General features: G+C 63.3%; 23 protein-coding genes. 13 read left to right on the forward strand and 10 right to left on the reverse strand.

The genetic code is table 11. The annotated features are described in order from the left end of the window. Positions 1-16: 16 nt before the first annotated feature. From Q0X18_RS07410 to Q0X18_RS07425, 4 genes are all read left to right on the forward strand, one after another. Positions 17-874, forward strand: a complete 858-nt coding sequence (locus Q0X18_RS07410; protein ID WP_297560451.1) for a xanthine dehydrogenase family protein subunit M — start codon at positions 17-19, stop codon at positions 872-874. A gap of 64 nt (positions 875-938) precedes the next feature. After that, the gene (locus Q0X18_RS07415; protein WP_297560453.1) at positions 939-1,838 is read left to right on the forward strand and encodes a MoxR family ATPase; all 900 of its coding nucleotides are present in this window, start codon (positions 939-941) and stop codon (positions 1,836-1,838) included. After that, positions 1,835-3,007, forward strand: coding sequence for a VWA domain-containing protein (locus Q0X18_RS07420; protein WP_297560455.1), 1,173 nt, complete (start codon positions 1,835-1,837; stop codon positions 3,005-3,007). The genes Q0X18_RS07415 and Q0X18_RS07420 overlap by 4 nt, the downstream gene beginning before the upstream one ends. Before the next feature lie 244 nt (positions 3,008-3,251). After that, positions 3,252-4,123, forward strand: a protein-coding gene (locus Q0X18_RS07425) for an IS5 family transposase (RefSeq protein WP_297560458.1) whose coding sequence is annotated in 2 segments (ribosomal slippage) — positions 3,252-3,600 and positions 3,600-4,123 — 873 coding nt in all. Because the reading frame shifts where the segments join, the coding sequence is not laid out codon by codon here. A 19-nt stretch (positions 4,124-4,142) separates the two neighbouring features. Here the strand turns inward: Q0X18_RS07425 and Q0X18_RS07430 are convergent. Beyond that, positions 4,143-5,354: a S8 family peptidase gene (locus Q0X18_RS07430; RefSeq protein WP_297560461.1), complete on the reverse strand. Its 1,212-nt coding sequence runs from the start codon at positions 5,352-5,354 to the stop codon at positions 4,143-4,145. Between the two features lie 199 nt (positions 5,355-5,553). Then, positions 5,554-7,215, reverse strand: coding sequence for an acyl-CoA carboxylase subunit beta (locus Q0X18_RS07435; RefSeq protein WP_297560465.1), 1,662 nt, complete (start codon positions 7,213-7,215; stop codon positions 5,554-5,556). Between the two features lie 107 nt (positions 7,216-7,322). Here Q0X18_RS07435 and tpiA point away from each other — a divergent pair, with 107 nt between their 5' ends. From tpiA to Q0X18_RS07460, 5 genes are all read left to right on the forward strand, one after another. After that, a complete protein-coding gene (gene tpiA, locus Q0X18_RS07440; RefSeq protein WP_297560468.1) occupies positions 7,323-8,069 on the forward strand; it encodes a triose-phosphate isomerase in 747 nt (248 codons plus the stop codon). A 10-nt stretch (positions 8,070-8,079) separates the two neighbouring features. Then, entirely contained in the window at positions 8,080-8,400 is a 321-nt protein-coding gene (locus tag Q0X18_RS07445) for an MliC family protein (RefSeq protein WP_297560474.1), read from the forward strand. A gap of 71 nt (positions 8,401-8,471) precedes the next feature. Then, positions 8,472-9,593 (forward strand): pyridoxal phosphate-dependent aminotransferase, encoded by a 1,122-nt coding sequence (locus Q0X18_RS07450; RefSeq protein ID WP_297560480.1) that lies wholly within the window; start codon positions 8,472-8,474, stop codon positions 9,591-9,593. Positions 9,594-9,631: 38 nt separating this feature from the next. After that, positions 9,632-10,672, forward strand: a complete 1,041-nt coding sequence (pdhA, locus tag Q0X18_RS07455) for a pyruvate dehydrogenase (acetyl-transferring) E1 component subunit alpha (RefSeq protein WP_297560483.1) — start codon at positions 9,632-9,634, stop codon at positions 10,670-10,672. Continuing rightward, positions 10,669-11,667: an alpha-ketoacid dehydrogenase subunit beta gene (locus tag Q0X18_RS07460; protein WP_297560485.1), complete on the forward strand. Its 999-nt coding sequence runs from the start codon at positions 10,669-10,671 to the stop codon at positions 11,665-11,667. Before pdhA ends, Q0X18_RS07460 begins: the two co-directional genes overlap by 4 nt. Before the next feature lie 112 nt (positions 11,668-11,779). Here Q0X18_RS07460 and Q0X18_RS07465 read toward each other — a convergent pair whose 3' ends face one another. Further along, on the reverse strand, positions 11,780-12,328 hold the full coding sequence (locus Q0X18_RS07465) for a Uma2 family endonuclease (protein ID WP_297560488.1): 549 nt from the start codon (positions 12,326-12,328) through the stop codon (positions 11,780-11,782). A gap of 111 nt (positions 12,329-12,439) precedes the next feature. On the opposite strand from Q0X18_RS07465, the gene Q0X18_RS07470 reads away from it, so the two are divergent. The 4 genes from Q0X18_RS07470 to Q0X18_RS07485 all read left to right on the forward strand — a co-directional run bounded on the left by Q0X18_RS07470 (position 12,440) and on the right by Q0X18_RS07485 (position 16,942). Continuing rightward, positions 12,440-12,613 (forward strand): hypothetical protein, encoded by a 174-nt coding sequence (locus tag Q0X18_RS07470; protein WP_297560497.1) that lies wholly within the window; start codon positions 12,440-12,442, stop codon positions 12,611-12,613. A gap of 57 nt (positions 12,614-12,670) precedes the next feature. Continuing rightward, positions 12,671-14,197 carry a glycine--tRNA ligase gene (locus Q0X18_RS07475; protein ID WP_297560500.1) on the forward strand — a complete coding sequence of 509 codons (1,527 nt, stop codon included), beginning with the start codon at positions 12,671-12,673 and terminating at the stop codon, positions 14,195-14,197. Further along, positions 14,197-14,460, forward strand: a complete 264-nt coding sequence (locus tag Q0X18_RS07480; protein WP_297560503.1) for a hypothetical protein — start codon at positions 14,197-14,199, stop codon at positions 14,458-14,460. The genes Q0X18_RS07475 and Q0X18_RS07480 overlap by 1 nt, the downstream gene beginning before the upstream one ends. 94 nt (positions 14,461-14,554) lie before the next feature. Continuing rightward, entirely contained in the window at positions 14,555-16,942 is a 2,388-nt protein-coding gene (locus tag Q0X18_RS07485; RefSeq protein WP_297560508.1) for a chromosome condensation regulator RCC1, read from the forward strand. 406 nt (positions 16,943-17,348) lie between these two features. On the opposite strand, the gene Q0X18_RS07490 is transcribed toward Q0X18_RS07485, so the two are convergent. The 7 genes from Q0X18_RS07490 to Q0X18_RS07520 all read right to left on the reverse strand — a co-directional run bounded on the left by Q0X18_RS07490 (position 17,349) and on the right by Q0X18_RS07520 (position 24,413). Further along, positions 17,349-18,220, reverse strand: a protein-coding gene (locus tag Q0X18_RS07490; RefSeq protein WP_297560511.1) for an IS5 family transposase whose coding sequence is annotated in 2 segments (ribosomal slippage) — positions 17,349-17,872 and positions 17,872-18,220 — 873 coding nt in all. Because the reading frame shifts where the segments join, the coding sequence is not laid out codon by codon here. A 133-nt stretch (positions 18,221-18,353) separates the two neighbouring features. Then, positions 18,354-19,721 (reverse strand): protoporphyrinogen oxidase, encoded by a 1,368-nt coding sequence (hemG, locus tag Q0X18_RS07495; protein WP_297560514.1) that lies wholly within the window; start codon positions 19,719-19,721, stop codon positions 18,354-18,356. Further along, positions 19,714-20,700: a ferrochelatase gene (gene hemH / locus Q0X18_RS07500; RefSeq protein ID WP_297560517.1), complete on the reverse strand. Its 987-nt coding sequence runs from the start codon at positions 20,698-20,700 to the stop codon at positions 19,714-19,716. The genes hemG and hemH overlap by 8 nt, the downstream gene beginning before the upstream one ends. Before the next feature lie 23 nt (positions 20,701-20,723). Beyond that, on the reverse strand, positions 20,724-21,506 hold the full coding sequence (locus tag Q0X18_RS07505) for a chlorite dismutase family protein (RefSeq protein ID WP_297560520.1): 783 nt from the start codon (positions 21,504-21,506) through the stop codon (positions 20,724-20,726). Beyond that, positions 21,503-22,561: a uroporphyrinogen decarboxylase gene (hemE, locus tag Q0X18_RS07510; protein WP_297560523.1), complete on the reverse strand. Its 1,059-nt coding sequence runs from the start codon at positions 22,559-22,561 to the stop codon at positions 21,503-21,505. The genes Q0X18_RS07505 and hemE overlap by 4 nt, the downstream gene beginning before the upstream one ends. Further along, entirely contained in the window at positions 22,558-23,277 is a 720-nt protein-coding gene (locus tag Q0X18_RS07515; RefSeq protein ID WP_297560525.1) for a response regulator transcription factor, read from the reverse strand. Before Q0X18_RS07515 ends, hemE begins: the two co-directional genes overlap by 4 nt. Beyond that, positions 23,274-24,413 carry a sensor histidine kinase KdpD gene (locus Q0X18_RS07520; protein WP_297560527.1) on the reverse strand — a complete coding sequence of 380 codons (1,140 nt, stop codon included), beginning with the start codon at positions 24,411-24,413 and terminating at the stop codon, positions 23,274-23,276. The genes Q0X18_RS07515 and Q0X18_RS07520 overlap by 4 nt, the downstream gene beginning before the upstream one ends. Positions 24,414-24,419 lie beyond the last annotated feature (6 nt).

Consider the following 24,419-nt stretch of genomic DNA (forward strand, 5'->3'; position numbering starts at 1 on the left):
TCCTGCGGAGGACGAGATGTACACAGCACCGTTCAGCTACAAGAAAGTAACCAACCTCTCCGAGGCGCTATCGCTGCTCCAACAAAATCCCGAAGCCAAGCTGCTGGCCGGTGGCCACAGCCTGATTCCAGCTATGAAGCTGCGCCTGGCTGCACCGCCCATGCTGATTGATATCTCTAAAGTGGCCGAGCTGCGGGGCATCCGCCGCGACGGCGACACCCTGGTGATCGGGGCCATGACCACCTACCGCGAGCTGGAAACCTCCGACCTGCTCAAGGAACTCTGCCCGATTATTCCCCAGGCAGTGAGCCTGATTGGCGACCCCATGGTGCGGGCCAAGGGCACCATCGGCGGTTCGCTGGCCCACGCCGACCCCGCCGCCGACCTACCCGCCACGATGCTGGCCTTGGATGCCAAAATCAAAATCCAGGGGGCCGGGGGAGCCAGGGTAGTGGATATTGACCACTTCTTCACCGGCATGTTCTCCACTGCCGTCGGGCCAGGGGAAATCCTGGCCGAAGTGCACATTCCCATCGGTGGCTCTGCCCACGCACCTGCCCCAGCTCGCCGAATGGCTTATGCCAAGTTCCCTCACCCGGCCAGCCGCTATGCGGTTGTGGGGGTGGCGGTGGTGATTGGACCCAGTGGCCTACGGGCTGCAGTAACGGGCGCGGGAGAGCATGCCATGCGGCTCACCAAGCTCGAGCAGGCCCTTTCCGGCCAGGCCCTCACCGCCGAAAACATCGCCGCGGCCTGCCAGGGGCTTCTACCCGCCGACAACCTCAACCACGACCTGGCCGCCTCAAAAGAGTACCGCGCGCACCTGGTGGACGTGATGGCCAAACGGGCCTTGATGCAGGCCGCCGGGCTGTAGTACCCAAACCAATTGTGAGGGGCTGAGGCAATTCGGCCCCTCGGTTTTGTGTGAAGATAAAAGCATGTTTCCGACATCTGTAGAGGAGACCCAGAAAGCCCTCGAGGCCCACCGCTACATTGCCGATAAGGGGCTTTCGGTGGCGGTGTTTCTGGCCCTCAAGCTGGGCCGCCCCCTGCTCCTGGAAGGCGAGCCGGGAGTGGGCAAAACCGAGATTGTCAAGGTGCTCTCCGAGGTGCTCTCCACCCGCCTGATTCGTTTGCAGTGCTATGAAGGGCTGGACATCAGCAGCGCGGTGTATGAGTGGGACTACGCCCGTCAGATGATGCAGATACGGCTCCTGGAAGCCAGCGGCGAGCGCGACCAGGAAAAAGTGCGCCACGAGGTGTTCAGCCAGGAGTTCTTGCTCAAGCGCCCCTTGCTGCAAGCCCTGGAGAGCACCAACGGCAAAGCCCCGGTGCTGCTCATTGACGAGCTGGATCGGGCCGACGAGGAGTTTGAAGCCTTTTTGCTCGAGTTCCTTTCGGACTGGCAGATTACCGTGCCAGAGGTGGGCACCCTCAAAGCCCAGCAGCCGCCGGTGGTGGTGATTACCTCCAACCGCACCCGCGAGATTCACGATGCCCTGAAGCGCCGCTGCATGTACTACTGGATTGATTACCCCAGCTTCGAGAAAGAATACCGCATCGTGCAGGAAAAAGTGCCCGGCGTACCGGAAAAGCTGGCCCAGCAGGCGGTGGCTTTCGTGCAGGCCCTGCGCCAGCAAGACCTCTACAAAGCCCCCGGTGTGGCCGAGACCCTGGACTGGGCCTCCTCGCTGCTGGCTTTGGGCCAGACCGAGCTTTCTCTCGAGGTCGTGCAAGAAACCCTGGGCGTGCTGCTCAAGTATCAGGACGATGTGGTCAAGGCCAAACAGCAGGCCCACGACCTGCTGGCCCGGGCCCAGATGTCCAGTGCGCTATGACGGTATCCACCAGCCAGCTACTCAGCCACGTGGTGGCCTTTGCCCGGAGCCTGCGACACGAAGGCATCGTGGTTACACCGGGGCAGACCGCCACTTTTGCCAGGGCCCTGGGGGAGATTTCCATCTTCGACCCGGAGGCTTTTTTTTACGCGGCCCAGAGCACCCTTCTAACCCGGCAGGAAGACCGGGCCAGGTTTGCTGAAGCCTTTCGTAAATTCTGGCAACACCTGGGCTTAGAGCGTTTTCCGGCAGAGCTGCTCAACCAAACCCCACTCCCCCCCAAAAAAGACCCCAAGGCCCGGCCCGGCGAGGTGGGGCGCGAACCGCGTTCCTCCCAGCCAAGCAGCAACCAGCCCCAGCCGATGGTGGATCGGGCCCTGACCTTCTCCGAGACCGAGGTACTCAAGCAAAAACGCTTCGACCAGATGAGCGAGGCTGAGCTCGAGGCTGCCCGCAGGCTGCTGTACGGCCTGGTCTGGAACCCCCCCCAAAGGCGCACCCGCCGCCTCAAGGCCGGCGGCAAGGAACTGCTCGACCTGCGCAAAAGCTTCCGGCGCTCCCTCAAGCACCAGGGCGAGCTGGTGGTGCTAGAGCAGCGTTCCCGCAAATACAAACCGCGCCCCATCGTAGTTCTGGCCGATGTCTCGGGCTCCATGGAGCGCTACGCCCGGATGCTGCTGCACTTTTTACACGCCTTTTCACTGGTGCAAACCCGCCAGGGGGTGCGGCAGATTGAAAGCTTCACCTTTGGCACCCGCCTGACCCGCATCACCCGCCTCTTGAAGCACCGCAGCGTGGACACTGCTCTGGCCCAGGTGGGCCAGCAGGTCAAGGACTGGTCGGGCGGCACCCGCATTGGGGCCTGCCTGCACAGCTTCAACCAGAGCTGGGCCAAACGGGTCTTGGGGCGGGGCGCCATCGTGCTGGTTATCTCCGACGGCTGGGATCAGGGCGAACCCGAACTGCTGGCCTTCGAGATGGAGCGCCTGCAGAAGTCCTGCCACCGCCTGATCTGGCTCAACCCACTCCTGGGCACCCCCGGCTACCAGCCCCTGACCCGCGGCCTGGTGGCCGCCATGCCCTTCATTGACGACTTTCTGCCGGTACACAACCTTAGTAGCCTCGAGATGCTGGCCCTGGCCTTGACCGGCCTCGAGCGACAGCGCTAGGAGCATTCAATGCAAAACGCCTGTCTGTGCCGACAGGCGTTTGAAGGGATGACCTAACAGCGCTTTATACGCATTTCGGTAGTATCGTTCACTTTGACAAGCCTAAACGATACTACCGAAATGCTTTTCTACTCCCTTCGGTCGGCTTGAATCCTCCACCTCTGACTGCGTCCAACGGTGAAGGATTCAAGCGGAAAGGGTATTAGAGACTGTCTTAATAGCCTCCCTCATGCTATAGTCACGCATGGAACTCAGACAAAGCCGCTACCCCAGCGATCTGACCGACCAGGAGTGGGCTATTCTGGCACCCCTGATGCCCCAGCCCTCCGCCGCCCCCCATCGCCCCCGGGAGAATCCCTGGCGGGAAATCCTGAACGGCATCTTCTACATCACCCGCGCCGGCTGCGCCTGGCGCATGATGCCCTATGACCTGCCCCACTGGAAAACCGTCTATCACTACTTCCGTTTGTGGCGCAAATCGGGTTTTCTGGAACAGATACATACCACCCTGCGCGAGAAAACCCGCCGTAAAGCAGGACGCCTGCCCGAACCCAGCGCGGGGATTCTGGATAGCCAGAGCGTGAAGACCTCGGGAAAAGGGGGGTCAGGGGGTATGACGCGGGCAAGAAGGTAAAGGGGCGCAAACGGCATCTGCTGGTGGATACACAAGGGCTGGTGTTGGGAGTCAAGGTGCTGCCCGCCCACCTCACGGATGCGGAGGGCGGGCGAGAGCTGCTGGAGGGGGCCAGGGGGCTGTCGAAGCGGTTGTCGCATCTGTTTGTGGATGGGGGGTACAAGCGCAGGTTTGAGGAATGGGTTCGGCGCACCTTGGGCTGGACGGTGGAGGTGGTGCGCAGGCCGGATGCCAACTTCCGGGGTATTTGGTGGCCTAAAGACCAGCCTCTTCCGGAGGACTTGGAGGAGGAAGTGCGGAAGAGGACGCGGGGGCATCGGGGGTTTGTGGTGATTCCCCGCAGATGGGTGGTGGAGCGGACGTTTGCCTGGCTGAGCTTCAATCGGAGGCTGAACCGGGACTATGAGCTTCTACCTGAGAGCTCAGAGACCTTCATCCACACAGCGATGATCCGGCTTATGGTCAGAAGATTGGCCTCCTAGAAAGTATTAAGACAGTCTCTTAGTAGTTGCTGTACAGCAACAGGTTGGGCGAACGCCGCCCCGCGTTGCCCACCACACCCGAGGTGGCGTTGCCCACGATGGCGTTGCGCACGGTAGCCGGGCTGGCTGCGGGGTTGCTTTGCAGGTACAAAGCGGCGACTCCGGCCACATGGGGGGTAGCCATCGAGGTTCCGCTGATGGTATTGGTCGAGGTGTCGCTGCTAATCCAGGCCGAGGTAATGGAGGAGCCGGGCGCGAAGAGATCCAGGCAGCTCCCATAGTTGGAGTAGGAGGCCCTGGCGTCGGTGGAGGTGGTGGCCCCCACGGTAATGCCCGCCGCTACCCGCGCAGGCGAGAACTGGCAGGCATCGCGGTTGCTGTTCCCAGCCGCCAGCGCAAAGGTAATCCCCGCGTTGATGGCGTTATTGACCGCGGTATCGAGGGCGCTCGAGGCCCCCCCACCCAGGCTCATGTTGGCTACCGCTGGCTTCTGGGCGTTCTGCCGCACCCAGTCCACCCCGGCAATTACGCCCGAGTTGGTGCCTGAGCCGCTACAGTTGAGCACCCGCACCGCATAGAGACGCACACTTTTGGCCACACCGTACACCGCGCCCCCTACCGTGCCCGCCACGTGGGTGCCGTGGCCGTTGCAGTCGTTGCCGTTCTGACCATCCCCAATGGCATCGAAGGCTACTGCAGCCCGGCCCCCAAACTCGCTGTGGCTTACCCGGATACCGGTATCTATGATGTAGGCGTTCACGCCGCTACCCGTATTGCTATAGGTGAAGGTGCCGCTGAGGGGCAGGGTGCGCTGGTCAATGCGATCCAGTCCCCAGGTCGCGCCGGTCTGGGTCGCGCTGATGCTCATAACCTGGTCGGCCTCGATGTAGGCCACCCTGGGGTCTTGGCGCAAGGCCGCTAAGTTCTCGGGGGAAAGTCTGGCCGCAAGCCCCTGCAAAGCAGCGGTGTAAACCTGCTGGACGCTGGCATCGGGCCCCAGGCCCAGGCTTTCCAGCTCCCGCTGAAGGGATACACCCCCGCGCAAACTCGCTTTAAGGCTTTGCAGCGAGGCCAGTACGTTGGCGTCGTCCTTGTAAACCACAATGTACTGTCCCTGAATAACGTTGGGGTTATCCAGCCCCAGCACCGGGGCCAGGTTATCGGGGGTCACACGGCTTCCACAGGCCGTCAGCGCCATCAACAAAACGATCCAGGCCAAACGAAGATACATCGCTACGAACCTCCAGGCACTAACTTTTGGGTCTGATACCCGCAGAAAGTATACCCCGTGCGGTTTAAAAAGGAAGCCTAGATTAACAACCCTCAGAAAAAAAACGCCTCGAGCGGGGTCGTGCGGTTCGCTGGCAAGCAAGCGGATTCTACCCCGTTTTCGACTACCCGGGATTTCCGGGTTCTTTTCGCAAACTGCCCTAGACTTGAAACACCCCGATTTGCATCGCCTCACGCACTGGGTTGAGGGCGCAGACCTCGAGGCTCCGGATCAGGCGCTCGCGGGTCTCGTGCGGGAAGATCACCTCGTCCACCCAGAGCCGGGCCGCGGCATAGCGTGGGTCGAGGGTCTCCTCGTAGCGGGCCTTGATGCGCTCGTAGAGTTCGACCAGGTCTTCCTCGGTGGGTTTGCGTCCTTCGCGCTCGAGCTTGGCGAGTTCAATTTCCATCAGGGTCTTGGCCGCGGCGTTGCCGCTCATCACCGCGTACTTGGCCGAAGGCCAGGCGTAGATAAAGCGGGGGGCATAGGCCTTGCCGGCCATGGCGTAGTTGCCCGCGCCAAAGGAACCCCCGGTGATGAGGGTAATTTTGGGCACCACCGAGTTGGAGACCGCATTAACCAGCTTGGCCCCGCGCCGGATGATGCCCTGCTGCTCCGACTCCTTGCCCACCATAAAACCGGTTACGTCCATCAGGAACAGAAGAGGAATGAAGCGCTGGTTGACCTCGAGGATGAACCGGGCGGCCTTGTCGGCGGCTTCGGCGTAGATCACGCCCCCCACCTCGATCTTGCCGGGCTTTTTGATCACGAGCCGCTGGTTAGCCACGATCCCCACCGGGAAGCCGCCCAGCCGGGCATACCCGCACACCAGGGTCTGGCCGTAGCCAGCTTTGTACTCGTGGAACTCCGAACCGTCCACCAGCCGGGCGATCACCTCGTTCACGTCGTAGGGCTTGCTGCCGTCGGGCGATACCAGCCCGTACAGGTCTTCCGGCGGGTGAAAGGGCTCCACCTCGCTTTTGCGCTCCGCGGCCCAGAGGGCCAGGGTCGGCTGGGCATACATCGCGGCCAGGGCGCGTATGCGGGCAATGGCCGCTTCGTCGTCGGGTTCGTAGAAGTCCACCGTGCCCGAGACCTCGGCGTGCATGCGCGCGCCGCCCAGCGCCTCCGAGTCCACCTCCTGCCCGATGGCCGCCTTGACCAGGGCCGGCCCGGCCAGGTACAGCCCCGAGCCCTCGGTCATGATCAGCACGTCGGTCATGAGCGGCAGGTAGGCCCCCCCCGCCACGCAGTTGCCCATAATGGCCGAAATTTGCGGGATGCCCAGCCCGCTCATCCGGGCATTGAGGTAAAAAATGCGGCCAAAGTCGTCCTGGTCGGGGAATACTTCGTCTTGCAAGGGCAGGAAAACCCCCGCCGAGTCCACCAGATACACCGTGGGCAGGTGGTTCTCGAGGGCGATAGTCTGCGCCCTTATCACCTTTTTAGCGGTGATGGGGAAAAAGGCCCCGGCTTTCACGGTGGCATCGTTGGCGATGATCATCCAGTCCCGACCGGCAATTTTGCCGATGGCGGTCACCACCCCGCCGCCCGGCGCACCCCCCCAGTCGGCGTACATCTGCCAGCCCGCATAGCCCAGGATTTCCTCGAGCTCGCTTCCCGGGTCAATCAGGCGCGCAATCCGCTCGCGGGCTGTGAGGCGCCCTTTGGCGTGCTGCCGCTCCGCCGCTTTGGGCCCTCCACCCTGACGCACCTGTTCCAGCGAGGTGCGAAAATCGGCAATTAGCCGCACCCAGGCATCTTTGTTTTGCTTGAAGAAGGATGATTCGCGCTCTTTAGGGCTGATGTGGCTTTGAATCATAACAGAAGTCTACCGTTTTTTTGTCGGTAGGTTGCAATTCCGTTATGTTTATATGGCCGGGGTCGAAAGAAAAATATAGCCTTGCGTACCGTATGATTGGGTCACCTATGCGCAAGCGACTTGTAGCCGGCAACTGGAAAATGCACAAAACCCCCTCCGAGGCCCGGATGTGGTTCCGCGACCTGATCGATAAACTGCCCCAAACCCAGGCCGAACCGGCCCTGCTGGTACCCTTTACCCATCTGCCCTATGCTGCGGAAATCCTCGAGGGCCACGGTGTGTACTGGGGCGCGCAGGATGTCTCGGCCCATGTCGAAGGGGCCTACACCGGCGAGGTTTCGGCAAAAATGCTGGCCGACCTGGCCTGCCAATACACCATCGTGGGCCACTCCGAACGGCGCAGCTACCATGCCGAAACGGATGCGCTGGTATCCGAAAAAGCCAGGCGTCTATTGGAGCAGGGTATCACCCCCATCCTGTGCGTGGGCGAGCCGCTGGAAATCCGCGAGGCTGGAGGCCAGGTCGAGTACACCCTGCGGCAGCTCGAGGGCAGCCTGCAAGGGGTCAACCCGGCCTCGCCACAGAGCCTGGTGATTGCCTACGAGCCGGTCTGGGCCATTGGCACCGGCAAAACCGCCACCCCCGAGGATGCCGAGGCCATGCACCAGGCCATTCGTGGCTGGCTGGAAGGCCGCTACGGTTCGGACTTTTCCGAGCAGATGCGCATCCTTTACGGCGGCTCGGTCAAGCCCGAGAACGCCGCGGCCCTCTTCGGCCAGCCCAACATTGATGGGGGACTGGTCGGGGGGGCCAGCCTGAAGCTCGAGGACTACATAAAGCTGCTCACGGCCTAATGGAGGGCATATGCGCAGATGGATCTTGCCGGTTTGGTTTGTCGGCCTTGTAGGTCTGGCCCAGTCTACCGATGTGGTGCAGCGTATCTACCGCTGCGCCGGGGGTGTCCAGGTTCGGGCGGTTTATCAGAATAGCTTCGACCGGGTGGGGGTGGTGTTCAATGGTCAGACCTACGGCCCGCTGTTCCAGGTCGAGGCCGCCTCGGGGGTCAAGTACTCCGATGGACGGGCTTCCTGGTGGGTCAAAGGCTCAGGCGCCGCCGAGGAAGCCCTGCTGATGAGCGAGCGCACCGGGAAGGTTCTGGTCAGGGCTTGTAAGCCCATTCGATAAGACTTTGGTTCCAGACCAAGGACAGCCCTCCTGTAAGGGAAGGCAGTGATACGGTAGACTTTTTTTCACCCATGGCCCACCTTCACCCCCGCACCCAGCTTTCCAAGGAGAGCATCTTCGCCCAGATGAGCCGCCTGGCCGTGCAGCATGGGGCCATCAACCTGGGGCAGGGCTTTCCCTCCAACCCCCCGCCCGATTTTCTCCTAGAGGCTGCCCGGCGGGCCATCGGCACCGTAGACCAGTACACCCCGCCCATCGGCCTGCCGCGCTTGCGCGAGGCCGTTGCCGAAGACCTGGGGGTTTCGCCCGAGGACGTGGTCATCACCGCAGGGGGCACCGAGGCCCTGCACGCGCTGGCCGAGTCGCTGTACGGCCCGGACGACGAGGTGGTGATGCTCGAGCCCTACTTCGACGTCTACATCCCCCAGGCCCGCATCGCCGGGGCCGAGCCGGTGATGGTTCCCATGCGGCTTACCGAGCGCTGGGAGGTAGATTTACCGGCGCTCGAGCGGGCCATTTCGGTACGCACCCAGGCCCTTCTGCTCACCAACCCCTACAACCCCACCGGCTCGGTCTTTTCCCGTGCCGAGGCCGAACAGATTGTGGCCCTGGCCCGCAAACACGACCTCTGGATTATCAGCGACGAGGTCTACGACGAGCTTTACTTCGGGGAGCCTCCCATCCGCCTGCGCGAACTCGCGCCCGAACGGGTTTTCACAGTGGGCTCGGCCGGTAAGCGCCTCGAGGCCACCGGCTGGCGCATCGGCTGGATTGTCACGCCGCCCGGCCTGGCCCCGCAGATCGCGGGTATGCGCCAGTGGAGCAGCTTCTGCTCGGCCGCCCCCCTCCAGGCCGCGGTGGCCGAAGCCCTGCCCATCGCCCGCAAAGAGGGCTTTTACCAGGCGCTGCGCGAGAGCTACGGCCGGCGCAAGGACTTGCTCGAGCAGGGCCTGAGGTCGCTGGGGCTCAAAACCTTCTCCCCTGCCGGTACCTACTTCCTCACCGCGCTCTTGCCGGGGCTCGAGGCCCTGAACCTGGTGCGCGAGGCCAAAGTTGCGGCCATTCCAGGTTCAGCCTTCTACATCCAAAACCCTGCCCCCGAGGGCCTGTACCGCTTTGCCTTCTGCAAAACCTGCGAGGAGATCGAAACCGCTCTATCCCGCCTGGAGGCCTACCTCAAGCAGGCAGCCTGAGGTATTCACAAACCCATCCCCGACCATCGGCTAAACTGATGGGCGTGGAAACAGTTCAGTATCTGGACGATACCGGTCAACCCCTACGGGATCTGCCCCTGAGTCATTCGGAGTTGCTGCAGGGCTACCGGGCTTTGCGCCGCGCCCGGCACTTTGACGAGCGGGCTTTGGTCTTGCAGCGGCAGGGCCGGCTGGGGGTTTACCCGCCTTTCCGCGGCCAGGAAGCGGCCCAGGTGGGGGTGGCCCTCTGCCTGCGCCCCGATTACGACTGGCTGCTGCCCAGCTACCGCGAGAGTGCGGCCGCCCTCACCTTTGGCATGCCCATCAGTAAACTCATCCTGAGCTGGCGGGCCGACCCGGCTGGCTGGGGCGCACCGCCCAACGTCAACATGGTGCAGTTTTACATCCCCATCGCTACCCAGATTCCCCAGGCCGCAGGGGTGGCCCACGCCCAGCGCCTGTTGGGTAAAGAGGCTGTTGCGGCTGTTTTTATCGGGGATGGCGGCACCTCCGAGGGCGACTTTCACGAGGGGCTCAACTTCGCTGCGGTCTTCAACGCCCCCTTGCTGGTAGTGGTGCAGAACAACGGCTGGGCCATCAGCGTGCCCACCCGCAAGCAGATGAAGGTGCAGCGCATCGCCGAAAGAGCCCACGGCTACGGGATACCTGGGGTCACGGTGGACGGCAACGACCTGGTCGCGGTCTGGAGCGTAGCCAGAGAAGCCGTGAACCGTGCCCGGGCCGGCGGCGGCCCCACCCTGATTGAGGCCCTGACCTACCGGGTAGCCCCGCACACCTCCTCCGACGACCCCAGCCGCTACCGCACCGAGGAGGAAACCGAGCGCTGGCTCAAGCGCGACCCCATTCTGCGCATGAAAAACTGCCTCCTGCACCTGGGGTTGTGGAGCGAAGACCAGGAAGCGGCGCTAAGCGAGGCGCTCGAGGCCGAGTTTTTAGCCGCCGTGGAGGAGGCCGATCAGGCCCCGGAACCCAAACCGTGGGAAATCGTGGAACAGGTTTACCAGGAGATGCAGCCCGACCAGCAAGCGGCCTGGAAGTATCTGCGGGGGGAAGCATGATTGCCGAACGTGGTACTCGAGTCCTGAACAACGTGCAGGCCATCAACGAGGCCCTGGATCTGGCTCTGGGCAGGGATGAACGGGTGGTGCTCTTTGGCGAGGATGTGGGCACCATGGGCGGGGTATTCCGGGCTTCGGACGGGCTCGCACAAAAGTACGGCGAAAAGCGGGTCTTCGATACGCCCCTGGCCGAGAGCGGGATTGTGGGCTTCGGGATTGGGCTGGCCATGGCCGGGCTGCGCCCGGTGGCCGAGATACAGTTTGCCGGGTTTTTATACCCCGCCCTCGACCAGATTCTTTCGCACCTGGGCCGGATGCGCCACCGCACCCGGGGCCGCTTTACCGTCCCCATGGTCATCCGCGCCCCTTACGGCGGCGGGGTCAAAACCCCCGAGCAGCACGCCGACAGCCCCGAGGCCATCCTGGCCCACGTACCGGGGGTCAAGGTGGTGATTCCCTCCTCGCCCGAGCGGGCCAAGGGACTGCTGCTGGCGGCCATCGAAGACCCCGACCCGGTGTTTTTCCTGGAGGCCATCAAGCTCTACCGGGGTGTAAAGGCCGAGGTACCGGAGGGCTACTACACCCTGCCCCTGGGCCAAGCCCGTGTGGTGCGGGAGGGCAACGCGGCCAGCCTGCTCTGCTACGGCGGCATGGTGGAGGTCTGCCTCAAGGCCGCCGAGGTGGCCGCGCGGGAGGGGGTGGAGCTGGAGGTGGTGGATCTCGAGACCCTGATACCCCTGGACACCCCAACCATCGTGGCCTCGGTGCAGAAAACCGGGCGGGCGGTGGTGGTTTACGAGGCCATGCGCACCGGGGGTTTTGGCGCGGAAATTGCCGCCCGCATTGCCGAGGAGGCCCTGGATTACCTACAAGCCCCCATCCTGCGGGTGGCCGGTTGGGACGCCCCCTACCCCCCTTTTAGCGCGGTGGAACACTTCTACCGCCCGGATGCCAGACGGGTTTTGGAGGCGGTGCGCCAGGTTCTAGTACACTGACCTCGAGCTGGGGTGGACGCTCAAATGAGGTTCGTCCACCCCAACCTAGCAGGTGCTTGCTTTTGCAGGAGCAAGGCCCTTTTCGGTCGGTGGTGGGCTATTCGAGCTGGAATTATTCCAGGCGAGAGTAAATATCCTCGAGGGCAATCTCCAGGTTTACGCAGGGCAGCTTGAGCGGGCCGCTTTCGATGCGCTCGTAGAACCAGCCCCCCTCGGCCCGCCGGAACACCTCGGCCCGCATGGTGTCTTGCTCGAGCAAAATGTACGTTTGCAGGCTGGGTAGGGTCTGGTAGTTGAGCCACTTTTCGCCCCGGTCTGTTTCGGCTGTGCGCTCGGAAAGCACCTCAACAACCAGGCAAGGTTTTTTGACCACGCGCAGATCCTCTTCAGGTTGGCAATAGACCATGACATCGGGGTAGTACAGGGCATTTCCGGCCTGAACGATGGTATCGGCAATTGCCACCAAACAGCTTGTTTGTTGAGCCTGGTTCTCAATTAGGCTACCCAACCGAACCGCTATGCGATTATGGCGGCGAGTCCCACCGGCCATCAGAAAAATCTGGCCCTGGACGTACTCGTGCCGCTCAGAGGAGGTGGCCTCAAAGGCGAGAAACTCCTCTACCGACACCTCGGTTTTGACAGGGGGTTTCGACCTGGGCATCCCCTACAGGATAGCAAAATCCTTGATGGGAAAGGGCCGCTGTGTTACCTTGTAGCTTGCGTTGAACCGCAGGAGTAACCCGGCGTTCCGCTACAGCGAGCCTGGGAGGGTGTGAGCCGGGCAGCCAAGAACCGGGTGAAGGGCGGCGGGGCAAACCTCAACGCAGCTCAAAGGGCCTCGAGCGACCTCGAGGAACTGGGGTGGAACCGCGGAAGAACCAACTTTCGTCCCCAGGCATGCGTGCCGGGGGTTTCTTTTTTTCCGGCACAGGCTGGCGACGGGTAGCCGGTAGCTCGAGTGCATTCAACCGCTAACCCTGAATCAGCCAAAAAGGAGAAATCTATGCCTGCTGAAACGATGGAAGAACTGGTAAGCCTGTGCAAGCGCCGGGGGTTTATCTTCCCTGGCTCGGATATCTACGGCGGCCTGCAGGGAACCTACGATTACGGCCCCCTGGGCGTTGAACTCAAGAACAACCTCAAGGCCGCCTGGTGGCGGGCCAACGTCTACGAGCGCGACGATATGGAAGGGCTGGATGCCAGCATCCTTACCCACCGGCTGGTGCTTTTTTACTCGGGCCACGAGGCCACCTTCTCAGACCCTCTGGTGGACAACCGCGTCTCCAAGAAACGCTACCGCCTCGACCACCTGCTCAAAGAGCAGAAGCCCGCCGTGCTGCAAGCCCTGTTCCAGACCATGGGCCTGCATGAGGATGAGAGCCTGGCGGCCCTGGTCTCGCGTCTGCTGGCCGAGCCCGAGAAGGCTGCCCTGGCCATGAACACTGCCCGTGTGGTAGACCCCGCCGATGGCGCACCCGGCGACTGGACGCCCCCGCGCCCTTTCAACATGATGTTCAAAACCCAGATTGGCCCTGTAGCCGACGAAGACTCCTACGGCTACCTGCGCCCCGAGACGGCCCAGGGCATCTTTATCAACTTCAAAAACGTGCTCGATGCCACCAGCCGCCGCCTGCCCTTTGGCGTGGCCCAGATTGGCAAGGCCTTCCGCAACGAAATTACCCCGCGCAACTTCATCTTCCGGGTGCGCGAGTTCGAGCAGATGGAGATCGAGTACTTTGTAAAGCCCGGTACCGACGAAGAATGGCACCAGCGCTGGCTCGAGACCCGCTTAGCCTGGTGGGAGGCGCAGGGCATTCCCCGCGAGCAGATCCGGGTGCTGGACGTGCCCAAGGAAGACCTCTCGCACTACTCCAAGCGCACCTTCGACCTGATGTACAACTTCCCCACCCTGGGCTTCGAGGAGATCGAAGGCATCGCCAACCGCAGCGACTATGACCTGGGCAGCCACACCAAGGGCCAGGCCGAGCTGAAGATTCAGGCCCGGGTGCTGGAAAACCACGACTCCACCGCCAAGCTGGCCGTACAAGACCCCGAGACCAAAGAGTGGTTCGTACCTTTTGTGATCGAGCCTTCGGCAGGGGTAGACCGGGCGGTGCTGGCGGTGCTGTCGCAGGCCTACACCCGGGAGAAGCTGGAGAGCGGTGAGGAGCGCATCGTGCTCAAGCTCAGGCCGCACCTGGCCCCCATCAAGGTAGCAGTTATTCCGCTGGCCAAAAACAAAGAGGAGATCACCAGCTACGCCCGCCGCCTCAAAGCCGATTTGCAGGCCCTGGGCTTTGGCCGGGTGCTCTACGAGGATACCGGCAACATCGGCAAGGCCTACCGCCGCCACGACGAGGTGGGCACGCCCTTCTGCGTTACGGTGGACTACGACACCATCGGAAAAAGCCAGGACGGCAGCACCACCCTGCAAGACACCGTGACGGTGCGCGACCGCGACACCATGCAGCAGGAGCGGGTAGCGGTAAAGGAGCTGCCCCAGTACCTGCTCGAGCGCCTGAAAAGCTGATGCGCCTGGCCATCTGCACCGGCTGCCACGCCCGGGAGGGCGAAAAGCACTTTGCGCGCTGGCTCGAGCTGCTCCAATCCCACCTGGGGATAGGCTACTTTGGCGGGGAGGGCCAGGGGATTGAGGTGGAGTTTGTATCGTGTCTGTCGCATTGTGAACAAGGCTTCGCGGTCTCGGTAGAGGACGAGGTGCTGGTGCTGGAGAATGCAGAAGATTTTGCGGTTCTTTTACAGCGTCTAAAGCGGGTGGCCTCGGTTGGATAGCTGGCTGTGTGTGCTTGGAACCCAGGGGATGCATTTGTCACTGGCCCTGCATCACCAAGCCTCTATGATGAAACTGATTTAGCAAGGAGGTATCGTGAAAAAGTTTCTCTTACTCCTCGCAGTGACCGCTCTGGTGCTGGCGGGCTGCGGCTCGCCGGCGCAGCCCAACCTAACCCTAACGCCGGACCAGACCACCCTGAGCGTTGCCCAGGGCAACTCGGTGCAGGTAAGCTTGACCCTAGCACCCCAAAACGGCCTTACCGGTACGGTCAACCTGGCCTTGCAGAGCCCACCCCCTGGCGTCACGCTCTCGCCGAACTCGGTAGTCTTGAGTGGCACGGCTCCGCAAAACGTGCCCCTTACCATTGCGACCACCAGCGACACCCCCATCCAGGATCACTCCCTGACCCTCCAGGCCCGCCAGGGCAGCCTACAAAAGACCACGGCCCTCACCCTCAAGGTGACAGGGTTCACGCTCTCGCTCGACCCCACCAGCGCAACGGTGAACCCCGGCCAGTCGGCCTCCACCACCCTCACCATCACCCCCCAGAACGGCTTTAGCGGCACGGTGAACCTGAGCCTGCAAAGCCCGCCCGAGGGGGTTTCGCTCAGCCAGAGCAGCGTGAATGTGACAGGGAGTGGAGCCCAGAACTTCTCCCTCGAAATCCAGACCACCAGCGCGACCCCGGTGCAGACCCACAACCTCACGCTACAGGCCAGCCAGGGGGACTTTAGCGCTTCGGCCAGCTTTGAACTCAATGTTACGGCTGTACCCCAGCCCAACTTTGAGATTGCCCTGAACCCCACAGCCCAAACAGTGGTGCAGAGCAACTCCGTTACCGCCACCCTCACCATCACCCCCCAGAACGGCTTTAGCGGCACAGTGGACCTGAGCCTGCAAAACCCCCCTGAAGGCGTTACGGTCTCACCCGCCAGTATCAGCGTGAGCGGTTCAGCCGCGCAAGACTTCACCGTCACCTTTAACACCTCCGCTAGCACCCCCACCGGCCCCAGCTCCCTTACGCTGGTTGCCGCCCAGGGCAGCCTGAGCAAAACCGTCAGCTTTGAACTAACCGTAACCTCGTTCAACATTGCCCTGACCCGCTCGAGCACCCTGCGGGCCCAGGGCCAGAGCTTCTCGGACTTCGACCTCACCCTCACGCCGGTAGCCGGGTTTAGCGGTTCGGTGATCCTGAGCCTGCAATCGCCCCCCAGTGGTATCAGCCTCAGCCCGGCCAGCCTGAGCGCCTCCGGCCCTGTTACGCTTTCAGTAGACCGCACGGTTCCAGAAGGTGTGTACAACCTCACCGTGCAGGCCAGCAGCGGCAACCTGACCCGCACCGCCCCCCTTACCCTGCGGGTGCTGCGGGCCAACACCCTGGCTGCGGGGGGCTACTTTAGCGCGGCCATCAAACCCAACGGCCAGGTCTGGTCGTGGGGCAACAACACCTACGGGCAGCTAGGCCGGGTAACCACCGGCACCAGCGATAGCAACCCTGACTGGGCCTCTCCCAGCAACGACGTGGTCTCGATATCCCTGGGCGAGTACCACGCCATTGCCCTCACCAACGATGGCCGGGTGGTAACGGTGGGAGGGGACAATTACGGGCAGTTGGGGGATGGGCCGGGGGACTCGAGCGGTACCAATGCCGCACCCAACCTGCGTGACAACATCCTGCCCGCAGGGGTCAAGGCGGTGGCTGTTCAGGCGGGCCGCTACCACTCCCTGGCTTTGACCTCCGAGGGCACCGTCTACGCCTGGGGGCGCAACGATGTGGGCCAGCTCGGTCTTGGCACAACCACTGCCTCACAGGAATCGCCCGCGCTTATTCCTGGCTTTAGCGACGTAATCGCCCTGGCCGCCGGCGACGACCATACCCTGGCCCTCAAAGCCGATGGTAGCGTCTGGGCCTGGGGCGATAATCCCAACGGCGAGCTGGGAACTGGAGACAACACGCCCTACAGCGTACCAACCGCTGTACCAAACCTAACGGGCGTAAAGGCCATCGCCGCCGGGGGCAACCACTCGGTCGCGCTGCTGGCCGACGGAACGGTGCGTACCTGGGGCTATAACAACCACGGTCAGCTTGGCAATGGCAGCAACACGAATAGCAACGCACCAGTTTCGGTCACGGGCCTTACGGACGTGGTGGGCGTTGCGGCGGGCTACGAGTTCACCCTCGCCGTTCTGAGCAATGGTTCAGTCAAGGCCTGGGGGCATGACGACAGCTTCCAGCTCGGTAACGGCGCTACTGCGGGTGACCAGACAACCCCGGTAGATGTCCTGGGCATACCCACAGGCCAGAACGTGCGGGGTCTGGCGGCAGGTATCTTCCATGCCCTGGCCTTGCTAGACAATGGCTCGGTGGTGGCCTGGGGCAGAAACGTGGAAGGTCAGTTGGGTGACGGCACCAACAACTCCTCCGAGGAAGCCACGTCGGTGTCCATTACCGGCGTGCAGGTGCCCCCCGTCGCGCCTTAGCCTTCAAGGCAAGCGAACCTGCCTGGTGCGCCCAGGCAGGTTTTTGTGGATCTTGGGATAAAGCGTTTACCACGAATACCCAGTGCAGTGCTTTTTGCTGTGCTGGGTAAATTAACGTCAGCTCGAAGTTATCCAACAAGCTGAAAAAGCTAAGCCGAATGTTGAAAACCCGTCAATCAGCCGGGCGGTATCGTAAAGTCCACCCCTACCGCGTAGGGGTGGGTAGGGCGGGGTTTGTTCCGCACCAGTCCACGCAATCACAAGATTGCATGAACGACCTCGGAACCCACCCCTCCAACCTCCCTTACAGCGTAGGGGAGGCTTTAGCGTGAGTCTGCCGTGCCACACAGGTTTATTCTGCTTTTCTATCTCCCAACTGACGTTTTAGAGACTGTCTTAATACTTTCTAGGAGGCCAATCTTCTGACCATAAGCCGAATCATCGCTGTGTGGATGAAGGTTTCTGAGCTCTCGGGTAGAAGCTCATAGTCCCGGTTCAGCCTCCGATTGAAGCTCAGCCAGGCAAACGTCCGCTCCACCACCCACCTCCGGGGAATCACCACAAACCCCCGATGCCCCCGCGTCCTCTTCCGCACTTCCTCCTCCAAGTCCTCCGGAAGAGGCTGGTCTTTAGGCCACCAAATACCCCGGAAGTTGGCATCCGGCCTGCGCACCACCTCCACCGTCCAGCCCAAGGTGCGCCGAACCCATTCCTCAAACCTGCGCTTGTACCCCCCATCCACAAACAGATGCGACAACCGCTTCGACAGCCCCCTGGCCCCCTCCAGCACCTCTCGCCCCCCCTCCGCATCCGTGAGGTGGGCGGGCAGCACCTTGACTCCCAACACCAGCCCTTGTGTATCCACCAGCAGATGCCGTTTGCGCCCCTTTACCTTCTTGCCCGCGTCATACCCCCTGACCCCCCTTTTCCCGAGGTCTTCACGCTCTGGCTATCCAGAATCCCCGCGCTGGGTTCGGGCAGGCGTCCTGCTTTACGGCGGGTTTGCTCGCGCAGGGTGGTGTGTATCTGTTCCAGAAAACCCGATTTGCGCCACAAACGGAAGTAGTGATAGACGGTTTTCCAGTGGGGCAGGTCATAAGGCATCATGCGCCAGGCGCAGCCGGCGCGGGTGATGTAGAAGATGCCGTTCAGGATTTCCCGCCAGGGATTCTCCCGGGGGCGATGGGGGGCGGCGGAGGGCTGGGGCATCAGGGGTGCCAGAATAGCCCACTCCTGGTCGGTCAGATCGCTGGGGTAGCGGCTTTGTCTGAGTTCCATGCGTGACTATAGCATGAGGGAGGGTATTAAGACAGTCTCTTATATCCCCATGGTTTATGTCTTGAAGCCAGGTAGCTTTCTCCCAAATTGGCGTTCGGAGGGCGTTTCAAGCTGTGTGTTTCGTAGCAGGCGCCTATATAGGCTGAGCCGCCGTAGCGATGTGGGCCAGCACCCGCCCGGCCACTTCCTGCCCCATCCGAATCACCTCGGGGAGCCCCACCCCCTGGTAGGCCGCGCCGGCCAGGAATAAGCCTGGAAGCTCTTGGGCTCTGAGGGCCTGGGATACGCGTTCCCGGTGGCCCACCGTGTAGCGGGGCAGGCCCTCCGGCCAGTGGAACACCCAGGTGTGCAGAGGTTCGGGCACCTGGCCCCACAGGCGGGCCAGGTCGCGCAGAGCAAGCTGGGCCAGCTCTTCTTTGCTGGCTTCCAGGCCAGAAAAATAAGCACGCACCAGGCCGTAGCCCTCGGGGGCACGGCCTGGCCACTTTTGGTCGGCCCAGGTGAAACCGCGCACGCTGAAACCGCGGTGTGCGGCCATGAGCATGCCGTGGCCCACCCGGGACGGCAGCTTCTCTTTGGCGAAGGCGAAGGTTACGGTAGAGGAGGGGCCGTAGGGGATCTGCTGCAAGGCCAAGGCAGCCTCAGGGTGAAGGGGCTCGAGCAGGCGTCCGGTAACGGGGGCCGGGGTCGCCAGCACCAGCGCGTCAGCCTGGAGGCTTCCCTGGGTGGTGTGGATGCGCCAGCTACCGGAGCGCTCCAGAGCGGTCACCGCGGTTTGGAGCCTGACCTCTACCCTACCTAGGCGGGCCTGTATAGCCTCGACCAGCCTACCCAGGCCGCCCTCGAGCGAGGCGAAGAGCTGCCCCTTTTCGCGGCTGCCCCGCACTTTGCGCTGCTGAATGGCCCCCCGGATCAGGCTGCCGTGCTGCTGCTCGAGGGCCTTGAGCTGGGGGAAGGCCGCCAGGGTGGAAAGCTCGTAGGGGTCGCCGCCGTAGATGCCACCCGAAAGCGGGGCCACCAGCCGCTCCCAGACCTGCCGGCCCAGCCTGCGCTCGATAAAGGCGCCGAAGGGTTCGTCGTCCGGCGTTCCCCTGGGCAGGAGCAGCTCGAGGGCCGCTCGAGCCTTACCCAAAGGGCTCAGGAGCGGGCTTTGGGCCAGCGCCTTCAGATCGCCGGGTATAACCATTTGCAACCCGGCGGGGATGGGCAGGGCCTCGCGCCCGTCGTGAATCAGGGCCGAGGGGTGGGCGGGCTTTGTGCCCACAATCTGGTTTTCCAGGCCGAGCTGGTGCATCAGCTCCAGGGCCCAGGGCTTGTAGCGCACCACCGCATCGGGGCCGCCCTCCAGCACGAAGCCCTGCTCGGCGACGGTGGTTATTTTGCCGCCCAGGCGGGCATCGGCCTCGAGCAGGGTGATGTGCAGATGCGGTGCGGCCCGGTGCAGGTAATAGGCCGTCGAAAGCCCCGCCGCCCCACCCCCCACCACCACCACGCTAGCCATGCTGTCCTGCCGTTTCCGCTTCGGGCAGCTCAAAAGCATTCCACTCCCGCACCACCAGGTCGCGCAGCACCTCGATGTAGTCGGGGTCGGCGTTCAGGCTGCGGGTGCGCAGCAGGCGCAGGCCCAGCCGGGCCGCGGTGTTCTGGGCCTCATAGTCGAGGTCGTAGAAGACCTCGAGGTGATCGGAGGGGAAGCCCACCGCCGTCACCACCACCTCCTGGTAGCCCTGGGCGGCGGCTTCCTCGAGCCGCTCGTTCACATCGGGCCCAATCCAGGGCTCCGGGGTGCGGCCCGCCGACTGCCAGGCGGTGTCCCAGTGCGCCAGACCCAGCTTTTGCGCCACCCGCTCGGCGGTGGTGCGCACCTGGGCCTGATAAACGCCATCCTGAGCCGATTTTTCGGGTATGGAGTGGGCCGTGAAAAGGAAAAGGGCCCGTCCTGGCTCGCGCAGCCGCCAGACCTGCTCGAGCACCCGCTGGGCCAGGGCCTGAATGTAGCCCGGATGGTCGGGGTAGGCCTCCACCAGCCGGAAGCGGAAAGGATGGCCCAGTTCGGCCAGGGCTTGTTCCACCTTCTCGCGGTACTCGGCGATGCTACGGAAGGAAAAGTGTGGCGCCGCCACAATGCCCACCGCCTGCTTGACCCCATCCTGGGCCATGGCCTGCACCGCCTCGGCGATGAAGGGGTGCCAGTGCTTGGTGCCCAGGTAGACCCGCGCGGGGGCCTGCACCCGGGGGCCAGGGGAACTCTGAAAAGGCTGTGGGTAGAGGGGCAGGGTAGCGTTCAGGGCGGCCTCGAGCCGCACCGCCTGGGCGTAGGTGATCTCGCTCAGGGGGCTGCGCCCAATCAGATGGTAGCGCTCGGCCAGCTCGGCCAGCAGCTCCGGGCTGGGGGGCCGCCCGCGTCGGATGTCGGTGTAGTAGGGCTCAATTTCTTCCTGCCGGTAAGGGGTGCCGTAGGCCATTAAGAGTACGTTCATGGGTTCTCCCAGCATTTGGGCCATCAGGCCAGATCCTCCAGCACCTCGCGGATGTCCTTTTTAATGCAGGTAAACATGGGGGTATCGCGGAGGGTGTAGAGGCTGGCCTCGGTAAAGCGCAGGCGCTGCACCAGATCGACGAACTCCTGGGGGTAGTTGGAGTCGAAGGCCACCACAAACTCCTGGTCGTCGATGCCGTAGGAGTAGGAGGTGTTCAGGGTTACGCCGGTAAAGGGGGCCGAAACGTAGATGTGTTCATCCATCATGCCCTGGCGGGCCTGGGGCGAGAGCTTGTACCAGGGCCGGGTCTTGACGAATGGATACACAAACAGGTACTGGCCCTGCCCCGGCAGGAGGTGCACCCCCTCGCCTTCGGGGTTGAAGCGATCCACGTAGATGGAGCGCTTTTGCATGGAGAGGAACGAGTAAGGCTGGCTCAGATACCCGGCCAAGGCGGTGCGGTTGAGGTCGCGCTGCATGGCCTGGAAATCGGGCACGTTAAAGCTGATACGCCAGAGCATGAAGTCCACGTCGGCCCGGGTGCCCACCAGGCTGTAGGTGCGCAGGATAAAGCCCTCGCCCCGCTGGGCCCAGCGCTCGCATACCTCGGCAAACTCGGCCTTGGCTGCCTCCACGAACTCGGGGCTCTGCCTTCTGAACTCGGGGTCGAGCTTGAAGAAGGCATAGTTCATGAACTGCCGTTTGGTCTGGTCGGGGGCTTTGCGGCTTACCAGGCCCGCAGGATCCAGATCCACCATACGCCGGGTTTCCTTCTCTTTGTACTCACGGGTTTCTTTCTCGTTCATGCAGGTTCCTCGCTGTGTCGGTTGAACTGATGCACCACCTCGACCAAGTGGGCCACGTGTTCGGGGGGTGTAGTGCGAATCACCCCGTGGCCCAGGTTGAAGATATGGGGGCCACCCAGACCAGCCCTGAGCACTTTGTGGGCTTCCTGGGTAATGGCCTCGAGCGGGGCCAGCAAGACCGCCGGGTCGAGGTTGCCTTGCAGGGTGTGGGCCGGGAAGAAGGGGCGCACCTGGGCCAGGCTCAGGCGCCAGTCCACGCTCACCGCCTCGCAGGGCAGCAGGGCCAGCAAGGGGTAGAGGTGCGAGGCCCCCACCGCCAGGTAGATGCGCGGCACGCCCAGGCCAGCCAGGGCCGACAGGACGCGCTGGTTGTAGGGCAGGCCAAAGGTGCGGTAGGTATCCGGGTCGTGCAGACCGACCCAGGAGTCGAAAAGCTGAATGGCCTCGGCCCCGGCCTCGATCTGCATCCGCAGGTAGCGGATGGTTAGCTCGGTGAGCTTTTGTAAGAGTTGGTGGGCCAGGTGGGGCTCCTGGCGAAGAAAGGCCCGGAATTCTTCGTAGTCCTTGGAGCCGCTCCCCTGCACCAGGTAGGTAGCCAGGGTCAGGGGGGCCCCGGCAAAGCCGATGAGGGCCACGGGCTTACCGGCCAGCTCGCGCCGCACCAGCCGGATGGCCTCGGCCACGTAAGGGGCGATCTCCTGGGCTTCGGGCAGGCGCAGGGCCTCGAGCTGGGCCTGGGTGCGCAGCGGCTCGGCCACCACCGGCCCCGGGTTGAAGTCGATCTGCACCCCCATGGCCGGCAAGGGGGTCATGATGTCGCTGAAGAGGATGGCCGCGTCCAGCGGAAAGCGGCGCAGGGGCTGTAGGGTGATCTCGGCGGCCAGCTCGGGGGTTCTTACCATCTCCCAGAAGCTGGCCCGGGCCTTGATGGCGCGGTACTCGGGCAGGTAGCGCCCGGCCTGCCGCATCAGCCAGAGGGGGGCTCTGGGGGTATCTTCCCCCCAGGCCGCCCGCAGGAAGAGGGCGCTTTGGGTCTGGGTATTCGGGGCATTCATGCTTGCTCCTTGGTGGCTTCGGACTTGAGTTCGGGCCAGGGGGTGAAGCGGTAGCCCACCCCCCAGACCGTGTGAAAGTGCACCGGGTGGGCCGGGTCGGGCTCGAACAGGCGGCGCAGGCGCACCACGAAGTTGTCAATGGTGCGGCTGCTGGGAAACACCTCCTGCCCCCAGACCCGGTCGAGAATCTCGTCGCGGCTCACCACCTCGCCGGCCCGCTCAATTAGCAGGCGCAGAATGGCCATCTCGCGTTCGCCCAGGGCCTCTTTGCGGCCATCCTGGAGGTAGGCCGTCCAGGCGCGAAAGTCCACGCGATGACCGGCAAACTCGTACACCACCCTTGGGGTCTCGGCCCGGCGGCGCAGGAGATTCTTAACCCGCAACAGAAACTCGGGCAGGTGGAAGGGCTTGCCCAGATAGTCGTCGCCTCCCACCCTGAGCCCCTCGACCCGCTCCTCGGGGGCCCCTCTGGCCGATAAGAACAGCACCGGGGTGGTCTGGCCCTGGGCCCGCATTTTCTGGCAGACCTGCAGGCCGTCCAGGCCCGGTAGCATCACGTCGAGCACCACCAGGTCGGGCTGCCAGGCTGCCCAACGCTCGAGGGCTGTGCGACCATCCGGGGCAATTTCCACCGCATAGCCCTCGCCCTCGAGGTTATCGGCCAGGGCCTGGGCCAGGGCGGGTTCATCTTCAACCAGCAGCACCTTGGGCTTCACGCAGGCCTCCTTTCGCCCACCACCCCCAGGGCCTCCACCAGGGGGAAGCTGAGCACAAAGCGGCTGCCCTGGGGCAGGGCCTCGGCCCAGACCCGGCCCCCCATCAGCTCGGTGATGCTCTTGACCAGATAAAGTCCCAGACCCAGCCCGCGGGTGCGGCGGGTCTGCTCATCGCCCACGCGGTAGAAGGGCTCGAAAATTTGTTGCAGCTGGCCTTTCGATAAGCCTACCCCCCGGTCTTCGACCTCCAACAACGCCTGCCCCCCTCTGCTATGAAGGCGCACCCAGATAGGTTTTTCCGGCTGTGGGCTATACTTGACCGCGTTATCCAGCAGGTTGGAGAGTACCAGGCTAAAGGCCTCGGGGTCGAGTTCGACCGGCAGCGGGGTGGGCGAGGGCTCGAGGTGCAGGGTTGCTCCACGGGCCGCCAGGGTTTGTTGTTGGCGGGCCAGACAACGGCTTACGGCCTGGTTCAGATCGTGGCGTTCAGGCTTTATCTGGCCCATGCCCTGGGCCAGCCTCGAGGTGGCCAGCAGCCGCTCGGTAAGGTCTTCCATGCGGTCAATCTCGTGGGACATGTGCTTGAGGTAGTCGAGCTGCTTTTCGCGGGGGAGTTCGCGTAGCTCCAGGGTCTGGGCCAGCAGGCGAAGGGTGCTGATGGGGGTGCGAAACTCGTGCGAGGCGGCCATCAGAAAGTTCTGCTGGCGGCGCTTGAACTCCTGCTCACTGCGCAGGCTGCGCCCGATGATGTAAAGCCCCAGGAGCATCACCAGCAAGAAAACCGGCCCCTCGTAGGCAAACATGCGCAGGTGGCGCATCTGCTCGGTGCGGTAGGCCTGCAGCCGCTCGGGGTTGACATACACCCGCTCGCCCTCGACCTCGAGGTGCGGGAAAGCCTTTTGCAGCTCGAGCCTCAGCGCCTCGCGCTTTTCGGGGGCAGTGGCCGCCCAGAGCTGCTGTACCAGCGCGGCCTCCTGCAGCCAGGCGGTCTCGGCGTACTCGATGTTTTCCTGGATGGTGTTGCGCTGGAAGACGATCCACCAGGCCACCTGGGCCAGCAAGAACACCACCACCAGACCAAAGGCCAGCCAGACCCGGCCTCGTGCAGAAAACAGTTTGTTCAAGCCGTGGCGCAAGCCTGC

Origin of the sequence: Meiothermus sp., from assembly GCF_026004075.1 — a bacterium.
Lineage (GTDB): Bacteria > Deinococcota > Deinococci > Deinococcales > Thermaceae > Meiothermus.